The organism is Lysobacter zhanggongensis (assembly GCF_046638635.1).
GTDB classification, from domain to species: domain Bacteria; phylum Pseudomonadota; class Gammaproteobacteria; order Xanthomonadales; family Xanthomonadaceae; genus Novilysobacter; species Novilysobacter luteus.
In genome coordinates this window covers 23,911-43,319 of sequence record NZ_JBJXHK010000003.1, presented here as the reverse complement: position 1 = coordinate 43,319, position 19,409 = coordinate 23,911, and the positions used below count along the sequence as shown (strand labels likewise).

General features: G+C 70.2%; 21 protein-coding genes and 1 pseudogene. 14 read left to right on the top strand and 8 right to left on the bottom strand.

Features of this window, described 5'->3' with window-relative positions; translation table 11 throughout:
• Positions 1 to 58: 58 nt before the first annotated feature.
• Positions 59 to 1,315, bottom strand: a complete 1,257-nt coding sequence (locus tag ACKVMH_RS01165) for a DUF418 domain-containing protein (protein ID WP_412698935.1) — start codon at positions 1,313 to 1,315, stop codon at positions 59 to 61.
• A 141-nt stretch (positions 1,316 to 1,456) separates the two neighbouring features.
• A pseudogene (locus ACKVMH_RS01160) lies at positions 1,457 to 1,933 on the bottom strand (FKBP-type peptidyl-prolyl cis-trans isomerase); the annotation flags it as partial.
• A gap of 113 nt (positions 1,934 to 2,046) precedes the next feature.
• Between ACKVMH_RS01160 and ACKVMH_RS01155 the strand changes: the two are divergent.
• Together ACKVMH_RS01155 and ACKVMH_RS01150 are read left to right on the top strand one after the other, a co-directional pair.
• Entirely contained in the window at positions 2,047 to 2,643 is a 597-nt protein-coding gene (locus ACKVMH_RS01155; RefSeq protein ID WP_412698934.1) for a C40 family peptidase, read from the top strand.
• A 118-nt stretch (positions 2,644 to 2,761) separates the two neighbouring features.
• On the top strand, positions 2,762 to 3,421 hold the full coding sequence (locus tag ACKVMH_RS01150) for a C40 family peptidase (RefSeq protein ID WP_215218507.1): 660 nt from the start codon (positions 2,762 to 2,764) through the stop codon (positions 3,419 to 3,421).
• Between the two features lie 57 nt (positions 3,422 to 3,478).
• Here ACKVMH_RS01150 and ACKVMH_RS01145 read toward each other — a convergent pair whose 3' ends face one another.
• The gene (locus tag ACKVMH_RS01145) at positions 3,479 to 3,970 is read right to left on the bottom strand and encodes an acyl-CoA thioesterase (RefSeq protein ID WP_215218508.1); all 492 of its coding nucleotides are present in this window, start codon (positions 3,968 to 3,970) and stop codon (positions 3,479 to 3,481) included.
• A 193-nt stretch (positions 3,971 to 4,163) separates the two neighbouring features.
• Between ACKVMH_RS01145 and bla the strand changes: the two genes are divergently transcribed.
• From bla to ACKVMH_RS01130, 3 genes are read left to right on the top strand one after another with little or no spacing between them, the layout of a single operon-like run.
• The gene (bla, locus tag ACKVMH_RS01140; RefSeq protein WP_215218509.1) at positions 4,164 to 5,045 is read left to right on the top strand and encodes a subclass B3 metallo-beta-lactamase; all 882 of its coding nucleotides are present in this window, start codon (positions 4,164 to 4,166) and stop codon (positions 5,043 to 5,045) included.
• On the top strand, positions 5,045 to 5,533 hold the full coding sequence (locus tag ACKVMH_RS01135; protein WP_412698933.1) for an NUDIX hydrolase: 489 nt from the start codon (positions 5,045 to 5,047) through the stop codon (positions 5,531 to 5,533). Before bla ends, ACKVMH_RS01135 begins: the two co-directional genes overlap by 1 nt.
• 58 nt (positions 5,534 to 5,591) lie before the next feature.
• The gene (locus ACKVMH_RS01130; protein WP_412698932.1) at positions 5,592 to 7,301 is read left to right on the top strand and encodes an alkaline phosphatase; all 1,710 of its coding nucleotides are present in this window, start codon (positions 5,592 to 5,594) and stop codon (positions 7,299 to 7,301) included.
• 17 nt (positions 7,302 to 7,318) lie between these two features.
• On the opposite strand, the gene ACKVMH_RS01125 is transcribed toward ACKVMH_RS01130, so the two are convergent.
• Positions 7,319 to 7,798: a CopD family protein gene (locus ACKVMH_RS01125; RefSeq protein WP_412698931.1), complete on the bottom strand. Its 480-nt coding sequence runs from the start codon at positions 7,796 to 7,798 to the stop codon at positions 7,319 to 7,321.
• Here ACKVMH_RS01125 and ACKVMH_RS01120 point away from each other — a divergent pair.
• The 3 genes from ACKVMH_RS01120 to ACKVMH_RS01110 all read left to right on the top strand — a co-directional run bounded on the left by ACKVMH_RS01120 (position 7,797) and on the right by ACKVMH_RS01110 (position 10,771).
• The gene (locus tag ACKVMH_RS01120; protein ID WP_412698930.1) at positions 7,797 to 8,405 is read left to right on the top strand and encodes a class I SAM-dependent DNA methyltransferase; all 609 of its coding nucleotides are present in this window, start codon (positions 7,797 to 7,799) and stop codon (positions 8,403 to 8,405) included. The two genes, ACKVMH_RS01125 and ACKVMH_RS01120, sit on opposite strands and share 2 nt — an antisense overlap.
• Before the next feature lie 95 nt (positions 8,406 to 8,500).
• Positions 8,501 to 9,763: a polyhydroxyalkanoate depolymerase gene (locus tag ACKVMH_RS01115; protein ID WP_412698962.1), complete on the top strand. Its 1,263-nt coding sequence runs from the start codon at positions 8,501 to 8,503 to the stop codon at positions 9,761 to 9,763.
• Between the two features lie 123 nt (positions 9,764 to 9,886).
• The gene (locus tag ACKVMH_RS01110) at positions 9,887 to 10,771 is read left to right on the top strand and encodes a peptidylprolyl isomerase (protein WP_412698961.1); all 885 of its coding nucleotides are present in this window, start codon (positions 9,887 to 9,889) and stop codon (positions 10,769 to 10,771) included.
• Between the two features lie 24 nt (positions 10,772 to 10,795).
• Here the strand turns inward: ACKVMH_RS01110 and speG are convergent, their stop codons facing one another.
• Positions 10,796 to 11,365, bottom strand: coding sequence for a spermidine N1-acetyltransferase (gene speG / locus ACKVMH_RS01105; protein WP_412698929.1), 570 nt, complete (start codon positions 11,363 to 11,365; stop codon positions 10,796 to 10,798).
• Between the two features lie 123 nt (positions 11,366 to 11,488).
• Between speG and ACKVMH_RS01100 the strand changes: the two genes are divergently transcribed.
• Positions 11,489 to 11,785 (top strand): hypothetical protein, encoded by a 297-nt coding sequence (locus ACKVMH_RS01100; RefSeq protein WP_215218515.1) that lies wholly within the window; start codon positions 11,489 to 11,491, stop codon positions 11,783 to 11,785.
• The gene (locus ACKVMH_RS01095; RefSeq protein WP_412698928.1) at positions 11,782 to 12,603 is read left to right on the top strand and encodes a DUF72 domain-containing protein; all 822 of its coding nucleotides are present in this window, start codon (positions 11,782 to 11,784) and stop codon (positions 12,601 to 12,603) included. Before ACKVMH_RS01100 ends, ACKVMH_RS01095 begins: the two co-directional genes overlap by 4 nt.
• A 6-nt stretch (positions 12,604 to 12,609) precedes the next feature.
• Here ACKVMH_RS01095 and ACKVMH_RS01090 read toward each other — a convergent pair whose 3' ends face one another.
• On the bottom strand, positions 12,610 to 13,524 hold the full coding sequence (locus ACKVMH_RS01090) for a DMT family transporter (RefSeq protein ID WP_412698927.1): 915 nt from the start codon (positions 13,522 to 13,524) through the stop codon (positions 12,610 to 12,612).
• A 139-nt stretch (positions 13,525 to 13,663) separates the two neighbouring features.
• On the opposite strand from ACKVMH_RS01090, the gene ACKVMH_RS01085 reads away from it, so the two are divergent.
• Both ACKVMH_RS01085 and ACKVMH_RS01080 read left to right on the top strand, forming a co-directional pair.
• The gene (locus ACKVMH_RS01085; protein WP_412698926.1) at positions 13,664 to 14,626 is read left to right on the top strand and encodes a DMT family transporter; all 963 of its coding nucleotides are present in this window, start codon (positions 13,664 to 13,666) and stop codon (positions 14,624 to 14,626) included.
• A gap of 76 nt (positions 14,627 to 14,702) precedes the next feature.
• Positions 14,703 to 15,098: a DoxX family protein gene (locus ACKVMH_RS01080; RefSeq protein ID WP_215218519.1), complete on the top strand. Its 396-nt coding sequence runs from the start codon at positions 14,703 to 14,705 to the stop codon at positions 15,096 to 15,098.
• A gap of 27 nt (positions 15,099 to 15,125) precedes the next feature.
• Here the strand turns inward: ACKVMH_RS01080 and dbpA are convergent, their stop codons facing one another.
• Positions 15,126 to 16,517: an ATP-dependent RNA helicase DbpA gene (gene dbpA, locus ACKVMH_RS01075; protein ID WP_412698925.1), complete on the bottom strand. Its 1,392-nt coding sequence runs from the start codon at positions 16,515 to 16,517 to the stop codon at positions 15,126 to 15,128.
• 105 nt (positions 16,518 to 16,622) lie between these two features.
• On the opposite strand from dbpA, the gene ACKVMH_RS01070 reads away from it, so the two are divergent.
• Positions 16,623 to 16,844 carry an RNA-binding S4 domain-containing protein gene (locus ACKVMH_RS01070; RefSeq protein ID WP_215220369.1) on the top strand — a complete coding sequence of 74 codons (222 nt, stop codon included), beginning with the start codon at positions 16,623 to 16,625 and terminating at the stop codon, positions 16,842 to 16,844.
• Between the two features lie 86 nt (positions 16,845 to 16,930).
• Positions 16,931 to 17,998: a sigma-54 interaction domain-containing protein gene (locus ACKVMH_RS01065; protein ID WP_412698924.1), complete on the top strand. Its 1,068-nt coding sequence runs from the start codon at positions 16,931 to 16,933 to the stop codon at positions 17,996 to 17,998.
• A gap of 72 nt (positions 17,999 to 18,070) precedes the next feature.
• Here ACKVMH_RS01065 and ACKVMH_RS01060 read toward each other — a convergent pair whose 3' ends face one another.
• Positions 18,071 to 19,300, bottom strand: coding sequence for a BON domain-containing protein (locus ACKVMH_RS01060; protein WP_412698923.1), 1,230 nt, complete (start codon positions 19,298 to 19,300; stop codon positions 18,071 to 18,073).
• Positions 19,301 to 19,409 lie beyond the last annotated feature (109 nt).

Sequence of the window (19,409 nt, the reverse complement as noted above, 5' to 3'; positions counted from 1 at the left end):
TAAGCGGCGGCGAGCAGCCGGTGTCAGGCAGGCGATCCCGCCCGACCGACCCAGGGACTCAGGCAGCCACGGGCGGCACCGGGCCCGACGCGCGCCGCATCGGCGGCCACTGGAGGTAGGTGAAGGCGCGCCACAGCCACTCCATCGGACCGTAGCGGAACCGCGACAGCCACCAGCGGCTGAGCGCCACCTGCAGCGCGAACACCACCACCACGCCCAGCACCTGCCAGGCGCGCGACACCCCGCCCCACAGGCCCAGCCCGTAGCCGTAGAACAGCAGCGTGCCGATCACCGACTGCGCGAGGTAATTGGTCAGCGCCATGCGTCCGGCCGGTGCGACCGCCCGCAGCCAGGCAGCGCCGCGCTGCAGGGCCAGCACCACGATGCCGACGAAGGCCAAGGCCATCAGCGGGGACCCGGCCATGTGCAACGTCATCGCCATCATGGCGTCGGGATCGGCGCCGGCGACCATGTCGGGGTTCGGGTTGATGGCCACGCTCGCCAGCGTCAGCGCAAGGCCAGCCAGCCCGCCAAGCCATGCGAGCCGGACGAACATGCGCCGATGGGCCGCCGGCTCCGACATGGCCCCGCTGCGGACCAGCCACGCGCCTATCAGGAACATCCCCAGCACCAGCGGCACGAGGAAGAAGTTGTCGCCCAGCGACTCCATGAACCACTGAAGCCTTACCGCGTTCGCCTCGGCGTAGCTGCCCGAAGAATAGGCGGCGATCTCGGCGTCCCGCAGCGAGGCCATGGTCTCGGCCATCGCCGCGGCGTCCGGGTCGGAGGCGGCATCGCCCATCGCCATCATCGCGGCCGAACCGAGCAGCATCAGGGCCAGCAGCACGCCCCAGATCCATGCGCCCCACTTCCACAGCTGTGTCGTCGCCGTATTGCGGAACAGCGCCATGAGCAGCAGCGCGGTCACCGCGTAGGACACCAGGATGTCGCCCGACCAGACCAGCAACGCGTGGACCAGGCCGATCAGCAGCAGCCCGAACGTGCGCCGCAGGTACATCGGCACGAACCCGCGGCCGGCCGCCGCGGCACGGCCGAGCATCACCGCGAACCCCATGCCGAACAGCAGCGAGAACAGCGTCCAGAACTTGCCGCGCACGAACACGTAGACGAACGCGTCGGCCAGCCAGTCCAGTCCACGCGCGTCCGGCGCGATGCCAGAGGCCATGTCGGCCAGCGGCGCAGTGAAGTACTCGACGTTCATCAGGGCGATGCCCAGCAGCGCCAGGCCGCGCAGCACGTCGAGGTTGTCGATCCGCTCCGATGCCGATACCGGCGTCAGGGTCGTGGTGGTCATGCGCAGCCTCCCCAGGCATTGAAGCGCCGATCATGCCAGCCGCGCAGGCGTCGGCAACCGCCACACGTCATGCCGGCCCCAGAACGAAGTCGGCCCGCAAAGGCGGGCCGACGGGGTCTGCGATGACGACCGCTGCGGTCCGTGCTGGTGCCCGCCCTCGCCGTGCACGTGGCCGTGCGGGATCTCTTCCTCGCTTGCCTCGCGCCCCTCTACGATCTCGATCTCGAAACTCCGGTCCTGGCCGGCCATCGGGTGGTTGAGGTCGCCGTCGACCACGCTCATACCGACCTTCTGGACGGTCACCGCGCGCGGGCCGAAGTTGGTCGGCAGCACGGCCTGCATGCCGGGGACCAACTTGACGTCCTTGAAGTACTTCTTCGGGACGCGCTGGGTCAGGTTGGGCTGGATCTCGCCGTAGGCCTCGGCTGCCTTCACCTCGGCGGTGAACTTGTCGCCGGCCTCGCGGCCGTCCATCGCCTTCTCCAGCCCCGGGATGATGTTGCCGTGGCCGACCAGGATCGCCAGCGGGCCGCGGCCCTCGGAGGATTCGAGCGACTCGCCACCCTGCTCGGCGACGGAATAGTGGAAGAGGACGACGCGGTCTTTCTCGATTTTCATGCGGTTACTCGGTGGAGGCCGGACGGAGGACCGTCGCGTGGCGCGGGCAGCACCACCGGTCGGTGGCGGCGAAGGGGGTTGCCGTCGCGCCCCGGGACAGCCAAGCTGTCGGCGTGACGAAGGCCGCGCATTATCCCGGCATCAACGCCCACGCGCCAGCACGCCCGGTGCAGGCCGCCGCGTCCCCGACCCTCCGACCCTTGGCCGCGCTGTGCTGCAGCCTGCTGTTTTGCGCAGGTCTGGCCGGCTGCGGAAGCGGAAGCGGAAGCGAAGTGGCGCGCTCGCAGCCTCCGCCGCCCGGTCGCGACTGGGCCACGCGGGCGCCGAGTGATCCCGCCGCCGCCAATGCGGTGCTGATGCGGGCGATCAGCCTGGTCGGCACGCCCTATCTCTATGGCGGCAACACCCCGCAGTCCGGGTTCGACTGCAGCGGGCTGGTCAACTATGTCTACAGCGACATGCTCGACCTGCGCCTGCCGCGCAGCTCGGGCGCCCTGGCGGACTACCAGGGGCCGCGGATCGCCCCGGACCAGCTGTCCCCGGCCGACCTCGTGTTCTTCGGCAGCGGCGGCCGGGTCACCCACGTCGGCATCTATGTCGGCGACGGCCGTTTCGTGCATGCCCCCAGCAGTGGCGGGACGGTCCGGCTCGACCACCTGAACGGGCACTACTGGCGGGACCACTACAGCGGTGCGAAGCGCGTCCTCTGAACGCACCTGCCGAAGTGGAATGAACGCCGCATACTCCTAACGGAAAATTAACTCTATTTGAACCTCTTGGCCGGATTCCGCGGGCATGATGCCCGCGTGATGACTTCGTGATCCCCAAGTGACGACCAAGACCCCAGGCCAAGGCCGCCCGAATACCTCCGCCGCCCGCACCCCGCGTGCCGCAACCCGCCTCCTTCTTTCGATCCTGCTGGCCGCCGCCCCGGCGCTGCCGGCCTTCGCGCAACAGGCCACTCCGGCGACGGCGGCCAACGCCCCGGCGCTGATGCCCGACGCGATGACCCTGCCCGACCGCGCGCTCATGCTCGCCAGCGACATCAACACACTGCTGGTGTCGGGCAAGACCGCCGCCGTGGCGGCCGACTACCAGCCCACCGACGGCAAGGTGAAGAACGTCCTGCAGCGGGCACTCGCCCTGCTCGGCACGCCCTACCGCTGGGGCGGGACCTCGCCGGACAAGGGGTTCGATTGCAGCGGGCTGGTCAGCTACGTGTTTCGCAACGCCCTGGGCGTCGAGCTGCCGCGCGTGTCGCGCGACCAGGCCCGGACCGGTGAGCTGATCGCCGACAAGTCCGAGCTGGCCGAGGGCGACCTGGTGTTCTTCGGCAAGCGTGGCCGCGTCGACCACGTCGGCATCTACGTCGGCGAAGGCCGCTTCGTGCACGCCCCGAGCACCGGCAAGGACGTGATGGTGTCCAGCCTGGAGACCGGTTACTGGAGCGGCAAGTACATGCAGGCCCGGCGCGTGGCGGGCATCTGAAACGAGCCTTCCCGTGGTCCTGCCGAAGCCGCCTCCGGGCGGCTTCGTCGTTTCCGGCTACAGCTCGCCGGCCAGGCGGTAGCGTTCGACGGTCTGCTCGATGCCCTTGCTCAGCTCCATCACCTGCAGGGCGTAGTCGGCGAGGTGGCGGTCGTCGTCGCTGACCGGTGTCCACGCCGGGACCGGAGTGGGCTTGCCTTCGACCCCGTCGAGGGCGACGAACACGATGACGCAATGTGTGCACAGCCGCGGCTCGCCCCCCATCGGATCGCGGGCGCTGACCTCGACCGCGAAGTGCATGCTGCTGGTGCCGGTGTGGACCAGCTTGGTCCGCACCGTGACCAGGTCGCTGATGCGTATCGGCGACACGAAGCGGATGCCGCCGACCGCGACGGTAACGCTGTAGGTACCGCTCCAGCCGACCGCGGCGGCGTAGCCGGCCTGGTCGATCCACTTCATCACCACCCCGCCGTGCACCTTGCCGCCGTAGTTGACGTCGGTGGGCTCGGCCAGGAAGCGCATCGTCAGTTCGCGCTGGCTCCCGCTCACGTGCGGGCCCCCGGCGCGATGCGCCAGACAGGCGGGCTGGGGGCGGCGGCGGTGCAACGGCTCATCGGCGACTCCTGCGAGGGACGGCCGATTATGCGCAGGCATCCGGTGCAGGCGGGTTGACGGTTCGCCGGTGGCGACGCCCGCGGCGATCGCCCACACTTGCGCGCCCGATCCACACCAGGGTGCCCCGATGGTTTCCTCCCGCCTGCCGACCCTCGCCTGCGCGTTGCTGTGGGCCGCCTCCTCCACCACCATCGCCGCCGAGGCGGTGTTGCCGGTGGCGCACGGCTACCAGACCCGCGAGGCCTGGCGCGAGCCGGTGGCACCGTTCCGGATCGCCGACAACACCTGGTACATCGGCACGCGCGGGCTGACCGCGCTGCTGGTGAAGACCGACGAGGGCGCGGTCCTGCTCGACGGCGGCGTGGCATCGGCCGCGGACATGCTGCTGGAGCACATGGCGTCGGTGGGCGTCGAACCCCGCGACCTGACCTACATCCTCCACAGCCACGCGCACGGCGACCACGCCGGCCCGCTCGCGGCGGTCAAGCGCGCCACCGGTGCCATGCTTGCCAGCAACGCAGAATCGGCCGTGCTGCTGGCGCGCGGTGGCAGCGACGACATCCATTACGCCGACGCCATCCTGTTCCCGCCGGTGCAGGCCGACCGCCTGCTGCAGGACGGGGAGACCATCACACTGGGCGGCATGGCTTTCACCGTCCATTTCACGCCCGCCCACACGCCCGGGTCGATGAGCTGGAGCTGGACCGACACCCGTGACGGACAGCCGGTGCGCATCGCATACGCCGACAGCGTCAGCGCGCCCGATTACCGGTTGCTCGACAACCCGCGCTACCCGCGCATCGTGGAGGACTACCGCGCCGGATTTGCCGCCATCCGCGCACTGCCCTGCGATCTGCTGATCGCCCCGCACCCCGACAGCGTCGGCTGGGCGCCGGGCGCCGCCGCAGATCGCCATCCGGCACCGGTCGGCTGCCAGGCCTACGCCGACAACGCCGAGCGCCGGCTGGACGAACAGCTGGCCACGCAGCGCCGGGAGGCAGGCAACTGATGCCCTACACCCCGATCGTCGCAACCCTTGGCTACGTGCTGTCGCCCGACGGCCGCGAGGTGCTGCTGGTCCACCGCAATGCCCGTCCCGACGACCAGCACCTGGGCAAGTACAACGGCCTCGGCGGCAAAATCGAGCCCGACGAGGACGTGGTGGCCGGCATGCGCCGGGAGATCCTCGAGGAGGCCGGCATCACCTGCGAGCAGCTGCGCCTGCGCGGCACCGTCAGCTGGCCGGGGTTCGGCAAGCGGGGCGAGGACTGGCTGGGCTTCGTGTTCCTGGTGACGCGTTTCGCCGGCACGCCCTTCACCCGCAACCCGGAAGGCACGCTGGAATGGGTGCCGCTGGACCGTCTGCACGAACTGCCGATGTGGGAGGGCGACCGTAACTTCCTGCCGCTGGTGTTCGACGACGACGAGCGGCAGTTCCACGGGGTCATGCCGTACCGCGAGGGGCGAATGGTCTCCTGGAGCCATTCGCGCGCCTGAGGCCGGATGCAACAACGGCGCGGCATAATCGCCCGTTCCACGGTCCCAGGTTGTTTCCATGCCCGCACGCGTCCGCCTTCCCTTGCTGCTCGCCTCCGCGTTGTCCTCCGCCCTGCTGACCGCCTGCGTCAGCACGCCGCAGCCGCGGGACAGCGCCGCGGGGCCAACTGCAAGCCTGCAGGTCGAGGTCCCCGCCATCGAGCGCCCTGCCGGTGAAACCGCCGCCTGGTGGTTCCGCGACGGCGCCGCCCAGGCGGCCAGCCGCGGCGCGATGGCAGGCCGGGCGCGCAACGTGATCCTGTTCGTCGGCGACGGCATGAGCCTGACCACGGTCGCCGCCGCACGCATCCTCGACGGCCAGCGCAAGGGCCAGCCGGGCGAGGAGAACCGCCTGGGCTGGGAGGACTTCCCGGCCACCGCGCTGAGCAAGACCTACAACACCGACCAGCAGACCCCCGACTCGGCCGGCACCATGAGCGCCATGGCCACCGGCGCCAAGACCCGTGCAGGCGTCATCAGCATCGGCCAGTCGGCGCCGTTCGGCGACTGCGCGGCGTCGCTGGAAGCCCCGCTGGTGACGTTGTGGGAGCTGGCGGCCGCCAGCGGCATGGCGACGGGCGTGGTAACCACCGCGCGCGCCACCCACGCCACCCCCGCAGCGACGTTCAGCCATGCGCCCAACCGCAACTGGGAGAGCGACAGCGCGATGCCGGCGGCGGCCAAAGCGGCGGGCTGCGTCGACATCGCCCGGCAGATGATCGAGTCGCCGTACGGCAACGGCCCCGACGTGCTGATGGGCGGCGGCCGCACCAATTTCTTCCCGTCCGACCAAGCCGACCCGGAATACCCCGACGCCCGCGGCCGCCGCGCCGACGGGCGCGACCTGATCGCCGAATGGAAGCGTCGCCACCCCGGCGGCACCTATGCGTGGAATGCCGGGCAGCTGGCCGCCGCGCCGGCCGACGGGCCGCTGCTGGGTCTGTTCGAACCCAGCCACATGCAGTACGAGCACGACCGCCCCAACGACCCAGCCGGCGAACCTAGCCTGGCCGAGATGACCCGCGCGGCGATCACCCGCCTGGCGACCGACGCGGACGGGTACGTGCTGCTGGTCGAGGCCGGCCGGATCGACCACGCCCACCACGACGGCAACGCTTTCCGCGCACTGAGCGACACGATCGCGCTGAGCGAGGCGGTCGACGTCGCGCGCCGGATGACCTCGGCCGACGACACCCTGGTACTGGTCACCGCCGACCATGCGCACACGCTGACGTTCGCCGGCTACCCGACACGTGGCAACCCGATCCTGGGCAAGGTCCGCGAGACCAACGCCGACGGCAGCGTCGAAACGTCCACCGACGCGCTGGGCCTGCCGTTCACCACGCTTGGCTACGCCAACGGCCCCGGCTACACCGGTGCCAGCGGCAGCCAGCCGGCCGGGCCGAAGTCGTTCCCGCACCGGCCGGGCGAGTACCTCGCCGCAACCGGCCGCCCGGACCTGAGCTTGGTCGACACCGGTGGCCCCGATTACCTGCAGGAGGCCACCGTGCCGGGCGGCAGCGAGTCGCATGGCGGCGACGACGTCGGCATCTGGGCACGGGGGCCGGGCAGCGCGGCGGTACGCGGCAGCGTCGAGCAGAACACCATCTTCCACTTCATGCTGCAGGCGACGCCACGGCTGCGCGAGGCGATGTGCGCGGCCGGTCGCTGCAACTCCGATGGCGTGCCGGTGGAACTGCCGGACGCCAGCGCCCTGCACGGGCACTGACGGCCATCAGGCGGCGATCAGAACGGCTTGGCCAGGACCAGCCAGACGATCGCCACCAGCACCAGCACCGGCAATTCGTTGAACCAGCGCATCGACCGGGCCGACGGCAACGGCCGGCCCGCGTCGACGCCCTTCAGCCAGCGCCCGCTGGCGATGAAGTACGCCAGCACCACCGCCACCAGCAGCAGCTTGGCGTGGAGCCAGCCGCCGGCGATGTCGAAGTGCAGCCACAGCACCAGGCCCAGCACCACCGCCAGCGCGAACATCACGTGCCCGAAACGGTACAGCCGACGCCCCATGAGCACGAGCCGCTCGCGCACCGCAGGCGCCTCACCCGCCTCGGCGATGTTGACCAGGATCCGCGGCAGGTAGAACACCGCCGCCATCCAGGCGATCACGAACACGAGGTGGAAGGTCTTGGTCCAGAGGTAGGCCACGGCGGATCCGGCAGTCGGGCGCGATAGGATCGCATGCCCCGCGCCACTCCCCACCGCCATGACCAAACAGTACGACCAGGCCTACTTCGACCGCTGGTACCGCGACCCGGCCCTGCGCGACACCGCGATCGGCGGCGGCGCGCGACTTGCCCGGAAGGTAGCGCTCGCCGTCGCCAGCGCCGAATACCACCTGGAGCGGCCAATCCGGACCGTGCTCGATATCGGAGCCGGCGAAGGCGCCTGGCGCGCACCCCTACTTAAACTGCGGCCGAGACTCCAGTACCTGGGCTTCGACAGCAGCCACTACGCGGTGGAGCGTTTCGGGGCACGGCGCAACCTGCATTTCGCCCGCTTCGGCGATTTCGAGCACCTGCGTCCCTGCCCGCCGGTCGACCTGCTGGTCTGCAGCGACGTCCTGCATTACCTGCCCACGCGCGAGCTGGACCGCGGCCTGCCCGCACTGGCCGAGCTCTGCGGCGGCGTGGCCTTCCTGGAAACGTTCACCCGTGCCGACGGCATCGATGGCGACGTCGAAGGCTTCCACGCGCGGCCGGCGAAGTTCTACCGCGAGCGGTTCGCAGGCGCCGGCCTGGCGCCGCTCGGCTCGCACCTGTGGCTGTCGCCCGCGCTCAGGGCCGGGGCCGCCGCGTTGGAAGTGCCTGAATAGCCTCCACCGGTACCTGCGCGCCGGTTCACGTGCGCGCCATCCCGATCGGCTACGCTGCAGCGCAACATATCCGTACCGGGGAATCGGAACGCATGCTGCTTTACCAGATGCACGAGTTCGGCCGCGCCTGGATGGCGCCGGTGACCTATTGGGCCGAGGCCGGCGCCAAGATGTTCGGCGCCAACGGCGGCTGGCCGTCCAACATCCCCGGTGCCAACCGCTTGGCGGCCGGCTACGAGCTGCTGTACCGGATCGGCAAGGACTACGAGAAGCCCGAGTTCGGCATCCACCGCATCGAGGTTGACGGCCGCCAGCACCCGGTGATCGAGCGCGAGGTGCTGCGCAAACCGTTCTGCCGGCTGCTGCGTTTCAAGCGCTATGCCGACGACGCCGGCAACATCACCGAGATGAAGGGCCAGCCGCCGGTGCTGGTGGTCGCGCCGCTGTCCGGCCACCACGCCACACTGCTGCGCGACACGGTTCGCACGCTGCTGCGCGACCACAAGGTGTATGTCACCGACTGGGTCGATGCGCGCATGGTCCCCGCCAGCGAGGGGCCGTTCCACCTCGATGACTACGTGCGCTACATCGAGGAGTTCATCCGGACCATCGGTGCCGACGACCTGCACGTGATCAGCGTCTGCCAGCCGACCGTCCCGGTGCTGGCGGCGGTGTCGCTGATGGCCGCGCGTGGCGAAGCGACCCCGCGCTCACTGGTGATGATGGGCGGCCCGATCGACACCCGCGAGAGCCCGACGCAGGTCAACGACCTGGCCGTCGACCGCCCGCTGTGGTGGTTCGAGGCCAACCTGGTCCACCCGGTGCCCGCCAACTACCCCGGCCACGGCCGTCGGGTCTACCCGGGCTTCCTGCAGCACGGCGGCTTCGTCGCGATGAACCCGGAACGCCACGCGCAGTCGCACTGGGACTTCTACCAGCACCTGGTCGAAGGCGACCTGGAGGACGCCGCCTCGCACCGTCGCTTCTATGACGAGTACAACGCCGTGCTCGACATGCCGGCCGAGTACTACCTGGACACCGTGCGCATCGTGTTCAAGGAGCACCTGCTGCCGCGCGGGCTGTGGGAGGTGGGCGGCGAGCGGGTGGATCCGGCGGCGATCACCGGTACCGCGCTGCTCACCATCGAGGGCGAGCTGGACGACATCTCCGGCCAGGGCCAGACGCGCGCCGCGCATGCGCTGTGCAGCGGCGTCGACGACAAGCACCGCGAGCACATCACCGTCGAGGGTGCCGGCCACTACGGCATCTTCAGCGGTCGGCGCTGGCGCCGGCAGGTGTACCCGCAGGTCCGCGACTTCATCGCCCGGCAGGCGGGCCGCGACAGCACCACGGCCTGATCCGCGCCGCCAGGATCGTCCGGTTGGCCGGCGGCGACGGCATCGGCCACAATCGGCCGGTCCCCGTCCTGGAGCCACACCGTGCCGAACCCGCGCCTGCTGTCGACCGCGTTGCTGCTTGCCCTGTTCGCCACCGGTGCCGCCGCGCAGGCGCCCGACGCGGACGAGGCGGCCAAACCAAAGTCGGCGCAGGAGATCCTCGACGCCTCGCCCGACGCGCACTGGCGCGCGCTGGACCCGGCCAACACGCTCTACATGGAGCTCGACGCCGGCCGGGTGGTGATCGAACTCGCTCCCCAGTTCGCCCCGCGCCACGTGGGCAATATCCGCGCGCTGGCCCGCGAGGGTTTCTGGGATGGCCTGAGCATCTACCGGTCGCAGGACAACTTCGTGGTCCAGTTCGGCGACCCGACCGAGGAGGAGGCCGACCGCAAGCCCTTGGGCAGCGCCGAGGCGCACCTGCCGGCCGAGTTCGAGCGGCCGGCCGCCGGCCTGGAGTTCACCGCGCTGCCCGACGCCGACGGCTGGGCGCCGCAGGTCGGTTTCGTCGACGGCTTCCCGGCCGGTCGGGACCCCGACACCGGCACCGCGTGGATGGCGCACTGCTACGGCGCGCTCGGCGCCGGGCGCGACATGGCGGCCGATTCCAGCACCGGTGCCGAGCTGTACGTGGTAACCGGACAGTCGCCGCGACAGCTGGACCGCAACATCACGGTGGTGGGCCGGGTCGTGGACGGCATCGAGTTGCTGTCGGTGATCCCGCGCGGCCGGGACCCGATGGGCTTCTACGAGGACCCGGCCGAGCGCACGCCGATCAAGGCTATCCGCCTGGCCAGCGAAGTACCGCCGTCCGAACGCAGCCAGCTCGAGGTACTGCGCACCGACAGCCCGACGTTCGCCGCCGCCACCGAGGCGCGCCGCAACCGCCGCGACGACTGGTACAAGGTCCCGGCCGGCCACATCGACCTGTGCAACGTGCCGTTGCCGGTGCGCGAGGCCGACGACTGACCGGCACCGCCCCCGGCGTCCGCCTCAGGCGTCGCGCCGCTCGTCCTCGCGGCCCAGCGCCTCGTGCTGGAAGATGCACATCCGGATGACGCTCCGGTAGCGCCCGTCGCTGAAGAACTCGTCGACCAGCACGCCCTCGCGCTGGAAGCCGGCACCCTCGTAGACCCGGATCGCCGACGCGTTGTCCACATCGACCAGCAGGTACAGCTTGTAGAGGTTGAGCACCCGGAACGCATAGTTGATCGCGCGGCGGGTCGCGGCCTTGGCGAAGCCCCGTCCCTGGTGCTCGGGCGAGATCATGATCAGGAACTCCGCACGCCGGTGCAGGTGGTCGATCTCGACGAGTTCCACCAGCCCGACCCGCTCGTGCGCCTGGGTGTCGGCCTGTTCGTGCTCGACGATGAAGCGCCGCTCGGACTGGTCGTGGATGTGCTTGCGGTACAGCTCCTCCAGCTCGACGAACGATTCGTACGGCTCTTCGAACCAGTAGCCCATCACGCTGCGATTGTTGTTGAGCACGTGGACGAAATGCAGGTCGCTGCGTTCGAGCGGGCGCAGGGTCACGTACGGGGTGGGCGTGGGCGGTGGCGGCATCGTCGGGTCCATCGCCGCAGCGTAGCCGGGCCACGGTGAAGACGGCCGCCAGCGTCGCCGCCGTCACGTCCCGTTTCCCGTGCGCTGCCTAGCCTCGTTCCACCCCCCAGCGAGACCACCCACATGGCCCAGCTACGCATCAGGATCACCGGCAGCGACGATGACGCCCGTGCAATTTCCAACCTCCTGACCAGCATCGACGGGATCGAGCACGTCGAGGAGATCTCGGACCTCATGCCGCACATGGACGACCCCGACTCGAGCTCCGCCGGGCTGCCCGACGACCAGGGTCCGGGCATGCAGTTGCTGGAGATCGAGACGCCCAACCCGTCCACCCACGCCAAGGTGCGCGACGCGGTACGGACGCTGGCCGCCAACCTCGACGTGATGGTCGAGTTCGAGAGCGACGAATACGAATGAGCGAACCCGACGCTGGCGTACCGGCGATCGACGGGATCCGCGTCGGCGTGGGCGGCTGGACGTTCGAGCCGTGGCGCGACACCTTCTACCCCGATGGCCTGGTGCAGCGGCGGGAGCTCGAGTACGCCAGCCGGCGGTTGAGCGCGATCGAGATCAACGGCACCTATTACCGCACCCAGAAGCCCGAGACCTACGCGCGCTGGGCCGCCGAAACACCCGAGGGCTTCGTGTTCCCGGTCAAGGCACCGCGCCGGATCACGCAGTCGAAGGTGCTGGCCGGCACCGCCGGCCAGGTCGGGGACTTCCTCGGCGGCATCACCGCACTCGGCGACCGGCTCGGCCCGGTCGTCTGGCAATTCGACAGCAACAAGCGACTCGATCGCGACGATGTCGAGGCATTCCTGCAGTTGCTGCCCGACCGCGTCGACGGCCATGCGATGCGCCATGTGCTGGACGTGCGCGACCCCGGTTTCTTCGACGCCGACCACCTCGCGCTGGTGCGCCGCCACGGCATTGCGACCGTGTTCGCCGATTCCGACGAACATCCCTCTTTCGCCGACATCACCGGCGACTTCGTCTACGCGCGGCTCATGCGCTCGCGCGCCGAGCTGGCCACCGGCTACGCGCCGGCGGCGCTGGACCGCTGGGCCGAACGCGCGCGCGAATGGGCCGCCGGTGGCGAGCCCGGCGACCTGCCGCGGATCGGCCCTGTCGCGCCGGGCAAGGGCAGGCGCGAAGTTTTCATCGTGTTCATCGGCGCCGCCAAGGAACGCAACCCGGCCGCCGCGATGGCGCTGATCGACCGCCTGCAGCGCTGATCCGGTTCAGGCCTTCGTTTTCTGGGTGATCGCGACGCTGCCCAGGATCAGCAGCCCGGCGATGCCCATCGATACCGTCAACGGCTCGTCCAGCAGCCACCACGCCCAGCCGACCGCGAACAGCGGCACCAGGTAGGTCACGGTGACCGCCCGGCTGGCGCCGATGCGCTGCACCAACCGGTAATACACCGCGTACGCCAGACCGGTGCAGAGCACGCCCAGCAGCGCGGCCGACCACCAGGCCTGCGCCGATACCGGTGCCTCGGGCCACTCCGCTACGGCGAACGGCAAGGTCAGCAGCGCGGAGGTGCCCAGCGTCGCCGCGGCCAGCGCCGCCTGCGGCATGCCGGTGAAGTAACGACGCAGCAGGTGCACGCCGATGCCGTACATGAACGCCGCCCCGCAGCCGGCCACCACCGCGAGGCCCAGGCTGGGGCCGGCGGTCTTGCCGCTGGCCAGCACCACGACGCCGGCAAACCCCACCAGCAGGGCCACGGCGCGGCGCAGGCCGATCTTCTCGCCGAAGAACAGGAACCCGACGAGTGCCGTGAACAGCACCGCCATCGCATTGGTGATCGCGCTGATGCCCGCCGGCGCGTGCTGGGCCGCCCAGGCGAAAAGCGCGAACGGCACGGCCGAGTTGATCGCCCCGACCGCCACCACCTTCGGCCAGACCCGGGCCGGGAAGCCCGACCGACGCGCCCACAGGAACGGCATCAGCACCAGCGCGCCAAACGCCAGCCGCAGCTCCGACAGCACCGCGGTGCCGAACTCGGGCGCGGCAACCCGCTGGAACATGAAGGACACGCCCCAGATCGCGGCCAGCACGACCAGTTCCAGCGGCGTCAGCCACTCGCGCAGCGGCGTTGCGGGAACATCGGGAACGGACGCGGCAGGCGTCCCGCCGGCAGGGGTCGACATGGGCGTGGGGGGGGTGTGAGGGGAAGCCGCCATTGTCGGCCCCGGAAGCCGCATGGACAAAGTGTCTTCGGCCGGAACCGGGATGAACCGCCCGATCCGGCACTCGTTTCCACCACCCCCGTTTGGGCACACTGCCGCGATGCCCATGTCTCCGACCAGCAAGGCCTTCCTGCAGATCCACTTCTGCGTGGTGCTCTGGGGCTTCACCGCCATCCTGGGCAAGCTGATCACCCTGCCGGCGCTGCCGCTGGTGTGGGCCCGCATGCTGCTGGTGGTGGTGGCGTTGGCGCTGCTGCCGAAGGTCTGGCGTGGGCTGCGGGCGATGCCGCCGCGGCTGTTCTGGGCCTACGCCGGGGTGGGCGTGCTGGTGGCCCTGCACTGGCTGACCTTCTACGGTGCGATCAAGCTCGCCAACGCCTCGGTCGCCGCGACCTGCATCGCGCTGGCGACCGCGTTCACGGCGATCGTGGAGCCGTGGCTGGCGCGCACGCGGTTCAGCAAGCGCGACCTCGCACTCGGCATCGCGGTGCTGCCCGGGGTGGCGCTGGTGGTGGGCGGCGTGCCGGACGAGATGCGCATCGGCATCGCGGTGGGCGCCCTGTCGGCGCTGCTGGTCGCGCTGTTCGGTTCGCTCAACAAGCGCCTGGTCGATCACGGCGAACCGCTCACCGTCACCGCCATCGAGCTGGGTGCAGGCACCGTGGCGCTGACCCTGCTGGCGCCGCTGATGCCGTTCTTCCCGGTCGATGCGATCGCCGAGGCCTTTGCCGGCGACCTGCTGGTGATGCCCGGCGGGCGCGACATCGCACTGCTGCTGGTGCTGTCGCTGGCGTGCACGCTGTTGCCGTTCGCCCTGTCGCTGATGGCGCTGCGCCACATGAGCGCGTTCGCCGCGCAACTGGCGGTCAACCTGGAGCCGGTCTACGCGATCATCCTGGCGATCCTGCTGCTGGGCGAGCAGCATGAGCTCGAGCCGCCGTTCTACCTCGGCGTGGTGGTGATCCTCGCCGCGGTGCTGGTCCACCCGCTTCTGGCGCGCCCGCGCCGGATGGACCATGCCGAGGTGCTGGCCACGGCCGAATCCAAGCAGCTCGGCGACTAGCGGCGCCATCGCGCGGAGTACGATCGACCGCCAGCGGCATGCCGCATCACCGCCTTCAACCAGACAGGGAATACCGATGAATCCAAACACCCAGAACGACCTCGGCAGGCTGCTGTTGCGCGTCACCCTCGGCGTGCTGGTGCTGCTGCACGGCATCGCCAAGCTCAACGGCGGCCTGTCGGGCATCGTCGGGATGGTGGAGGCACAGGGCCTGCCGGGCGTGCTCGGCTATGCGGTGATTATCGGCGAGGTGGTCGCGCCGCTCATGCTGATCGCCGGCTTCCACGCGCGCATCGGCGGCCTGCTGGTCGCGATCAACATGCTGGTGGCGATCGTGCTGGTGCATGCCGGCGAACTGGCCGGCTTCAACCGCCAGGGCGGCTGGGCACTGGAGCTGCAGGGCATGTTCCTGGTGTCGGCCATCGTGATCGCGCTGGTCGGGCCGGGGCGTTTCAGCGTCAACCAGCGGTAAGGCCCGAGCGCCGCGCAGGCGCGGTGGTCAGAGGCGGTTGACGCGGAACCGGCGCCCCTTGATGCGGCCTTCCCGCAACCGCGCCAATGCGGCCGCGGCACGGTCGCGGGCGATGGCCACGTAGCTACGGGTCGCGAACACGTCGATCTTGCCGACCGCCGCCACCGGCAGGCCGGCCTCGCCGGTCAGTGCGCCGACGATGTCGCCGGGGCGCAGCTTGTCGGTCTTGCCGCCGTCGATGCGCAGCGTCGCCATCGGCGCGGGTGGGACGTTGCGTGCCTTGCCGGCCAGCGGCGTGGCCCGCTGCCAACGGATCGCCACCCCAGTGCGCTCGGCAATCGCCTGCGCGCGGGCCTCCTCGCGCGGCGTGCACAGGCTCAGCGCGAGCCCGTCGCGGCCGGCGCGGCCGGTTCGCCCGATGCGGTGCACGTAGACGTCCGGGTCGGTCGGCAGTTCGTAGTTCACCACGGCCGCCAGGTCCTCGACGTCCAGTCCGCGTGCCGCCACGTCGCTGGCCACCAGCACGCTGCAGCTGCGGTTGGCGAACCGCACCAGCACCTCGTCGCGGTCGCGCTGCTCCATGTCGCCGTGCAGTGCCAGCGCATCGAAGCCGTGGTGTTGCAGAGACCCGGCGACCTCGTCGGCGTCGCGCCGCATGTTGCAGAACACCACGCACGACGGCGGCTGGAATTCCAGCAGCAGGGCGGCCAGCAACGCGGTGCGCTGCGCCGGTTCGACCTGGTAGAACCGCTGGTCGATCGCCGCGTGCTGGCCGTCGCCCTCGATGGTGACCTCGACCGGGTCGCGCAGCATCGCCGTCGCCAACGTGCGGATCGACTCGGGGAACGTCGCCGAGAACAGCAGGCCCTGGCGCTCCTTCGGCGTCTTGCCAACGATCTCGCGGATGGGTTCCTCGAAGCCCATGTCCAGCATCCTGTCGGCCTCGTCGAGCACCAGCGTGCGAACGCCGCGCAGGTGCAGCGCCTTCTTGCGCAGCAGCTCCTGGATCCGGCCCGGCGTGCCGACCACCACGTGCGGGTCGTGCTCCAGCGATGCCAACTGCGGACCGAGCGCCATGCCGCCGCACAGCACCGACACCTTCAGGTTCGGCAGCCCCAGTGCCAGCTTGCGGATCTGACGGCCGACCTGGTCGGCCAGCTCCCGGGTCGGGCACACCACCAGCGCCTGGGTTTGCACCTTGCCCAGGTCGATGTCCCGCAACAGGCCGAGGCCAAACGCCGCGGTCTTGCCGCTGCCCGTCGGCGCCTGCGCGATGACATCGCGACCCTGCAGGATCGGTGGCAGCGCCTGCGCCTGGACCGGCGTCATCCGGGTGTAGCCGAGCGCGTCGACACCTGGCAGCAGGGCTGCCGGCAGCGACAGCGAGGTGAAGGAGAGATCGGAGGCGGCATCGTTCATGCGCGCATGATCGCAGCTTCGGGCGTGACGCAGTGCCACGCCGGCGACGCGTTGCACCGTCGCGCCTCGCCTGCCAACCTGCCCGCCCCCGCCGACGCCACGACCATGCAGACCATCGACTTCGAGCTCGACCGCGACCACGTGGAACTGAACCAGCTGCTCAAGCTGGTCGGCCTGTGCGACAGCGGTGGCGCCGGCAAGGCCCTGGTCGCCAGCGGCCACGTGCGGGTCGACGGCGCGGTGGAGCTGCGCAAGACGTGCAAGATCCACGCGGGCCAGCGCGTGCAGCTGGGCGACTGCATCGTCCGCGTCATCGCGGCTGCCTGAACGGCTCAGGGTCGGCTGGCTCCGGACGCACCCGGAGAACATCCCGGTGACAGCTCGTTAACCGCGCCGCGGCTACGGTGCATGGCATGGACAACGACACGTCTCCGCACCCGCTCGCCGGAAGTTGCGGCCCGACCGGCATGGTCGGGCGTTGCGCCGCCATCCGCGGATTGCAGGAAGACCTGGCCCGCGTCGCCACCACCCCCGCCTCGGTGCTCGTGGCCGGCGAGAGCGGTACCGGCAAGGAGCTGGTCGCCCATGCAGTGCACGTGCTGAGCGGGCGCCAAGGGGAGTTCGTCGCGGTCAATTGCGGCGCGATCGCGCCAGAGCTGCTGGCCAGTCACCTGTTCGGCCACGAGCGTGGCAGCTTCACAGGCGCGGCGGCGCGGCATGCCGGTTTCTTCGAACAGGCCCATCGCGGCACGCTGTTCCTCGACGAGATCACCGAGATGCCGGCCGCACTGCAGGTATACCTGTTGCGCGCACTGGAGACCGGCACGATCACCCGCGTCGGTGGCACGGGATCCGTCGCGCTGGACACCCGCATCGTGGCCGCAACCAACCGGGACCCCGCCGAGGCGATCGATGACGGCCTGCTGCGCGAGGACCTGTTCTACCGGTTGGCGGAATTCATCGTCGAACTGCCGCCGCTCCGCGCGCGCGGCGATGACGCCGTGCTGCTGGCGCAGCACTTCCTGGATGCGCTCAATGAGGAGTACGGCAGCCGCAAGCGGCTGGATCCGGACGCTACGGCGGAAATCCTGCGTTACGACTGGCCGGGCAACATCCGTGAGCTGCGCAGCGTGGTGCAACGAGCCTTCATCCTCAGCGACGGGGACGTGGTGTCGATCCGTGACGCCGGCCGCCACGCGCTGCGCCGGCGCGCCGCCGACCAGGACGCCAGCACCGTGGTGTTCAACGTCGGCATGACCTACGCCGAAGTGCAGCAGGAAATGCTGCGCAAGACGCTGGCGTATTTCGACAACGACAAGACCCGCACCGCGCGCACGCTCGGCGTGAGTGTGCGGACGATCCACAACCAGCTTGCGCGCGAGCAGCGCGGGGCACGACGCGCGGCGCCGGAGACCGGCGACAGCGGCACCACCGCGCACCGTCGGCGCAACGACGACGACCTGCGCGCACTCACGGCCTAGCGACCCCCGCAAGACGGGCAAAGAAAAGGCCCGCCGGTGAGGCGGGCCTTCTGCTACGTCGCGGCGCCTTTGCTAATGCGCGGTTCCGGTCGAACCGCTCGTCGGCGTGGTCGGCGAGCCGGTCTGGCTGCCCCCGCTGGCGCGGTTGGCGCCGCTCTCCTGTGACGTCCCGGAGGACTGCATGCCCTCCGACGCAGAACGCACCTTCAGCCGGTTTTCGACGTTGCGAACGCCACTGCAGCTGTCGGCCAGGTCCTCGGCGCGGTGCTTCATCCAGCGCTGCGACACGGTGCCTTCAAGGGTCGCGGTGCCGTTGGCGACCTTGACCTCGATGCCGCTGGCGTCCACGTCGTGGTCGCGGGTCAGGCGCTCGCACAGGTCTTCGGTGATGCGCTCGTCCGAGCGGGTGTAGTTGCGCGGCCCGACGCCACCGTAACCACCGCCGTAGGTGCTGCCGCCGAACTCGGAGCGGCTGTAGCTCTGGCGCCCCATGCCGGCGTGGCTCTGCTGGGTGTCGCCGGGCGACACGAAGGATTCGCCGCTGTAGCCCTGGCTGCCGTAGCGGTACTGGTCCGGGTTGCCATAGCCCGAGCTTGTCCCGTAGCCCTCGCCCTGCTGCCGGTTCTGATAGCTGGAATAGCCCTGCTGGGCGTACGCGCCGCGGTTGCCCTGGTACTGCTGCTGGCGTCCTTGCTGCGCGTCCTGGCGCGGCGAGCCGTACTGGTACTGCGAACCGCGTTGCCAGTCCGACTGGGCACGCGCGCCGTACCCGCCGGCTTCGCGGTCGTACGGCGCCTGGCCCAGCGAGGTCTCGCCCAGGCCCTCCTCGAACGACTGCCCGTACTCGCGCTCCATGCCGCCCTGGCCCCAAGCCTGCGCGCGACCGTAATCCTGCGATGCATAGTCATCGGCGCCGTATTGCTGGCTGCCCTGCGTCCGGCCGTACTGCTGATGGCCGCTCGACTGGTATCCGCCCTGACCCTGCGGCCGCTGGTACTCGCCCTGCTGGTAGCCCGGCTGCTGGTAAACCTGCTGCTGGTAGCCGCCCTGCTGGTGGCTGGCCTGGGCGCCCTGGTACTGCTGCCGGCCGCGCGGACCGCCCTGCGCCCGCGACTGGCCGGCGCCCTGCGACTGGTAAGTGCTGCGGTTGTTCCCGTAGCGATTTTCGTCGTTGCGATCGGTCATCTCGTTTCTCCTGTCATTGAGCCATGCACGACCCGCCTGCACGCATCGCGCACCCAGTTGCATCACGTCTTCGGCGACGGCCTTGAGGTCTTCGCCCATCTTGTTGTCGTTACGCATCGAGTTACCTCCGTCAGGGACCCGACCGCGACGGGGGTCGCGGCCCGCCATCCCGGTGGACCCGATGGAGAGAGGCGCAAGACGCGTGCCAACGGCCGGATGCGTCAAA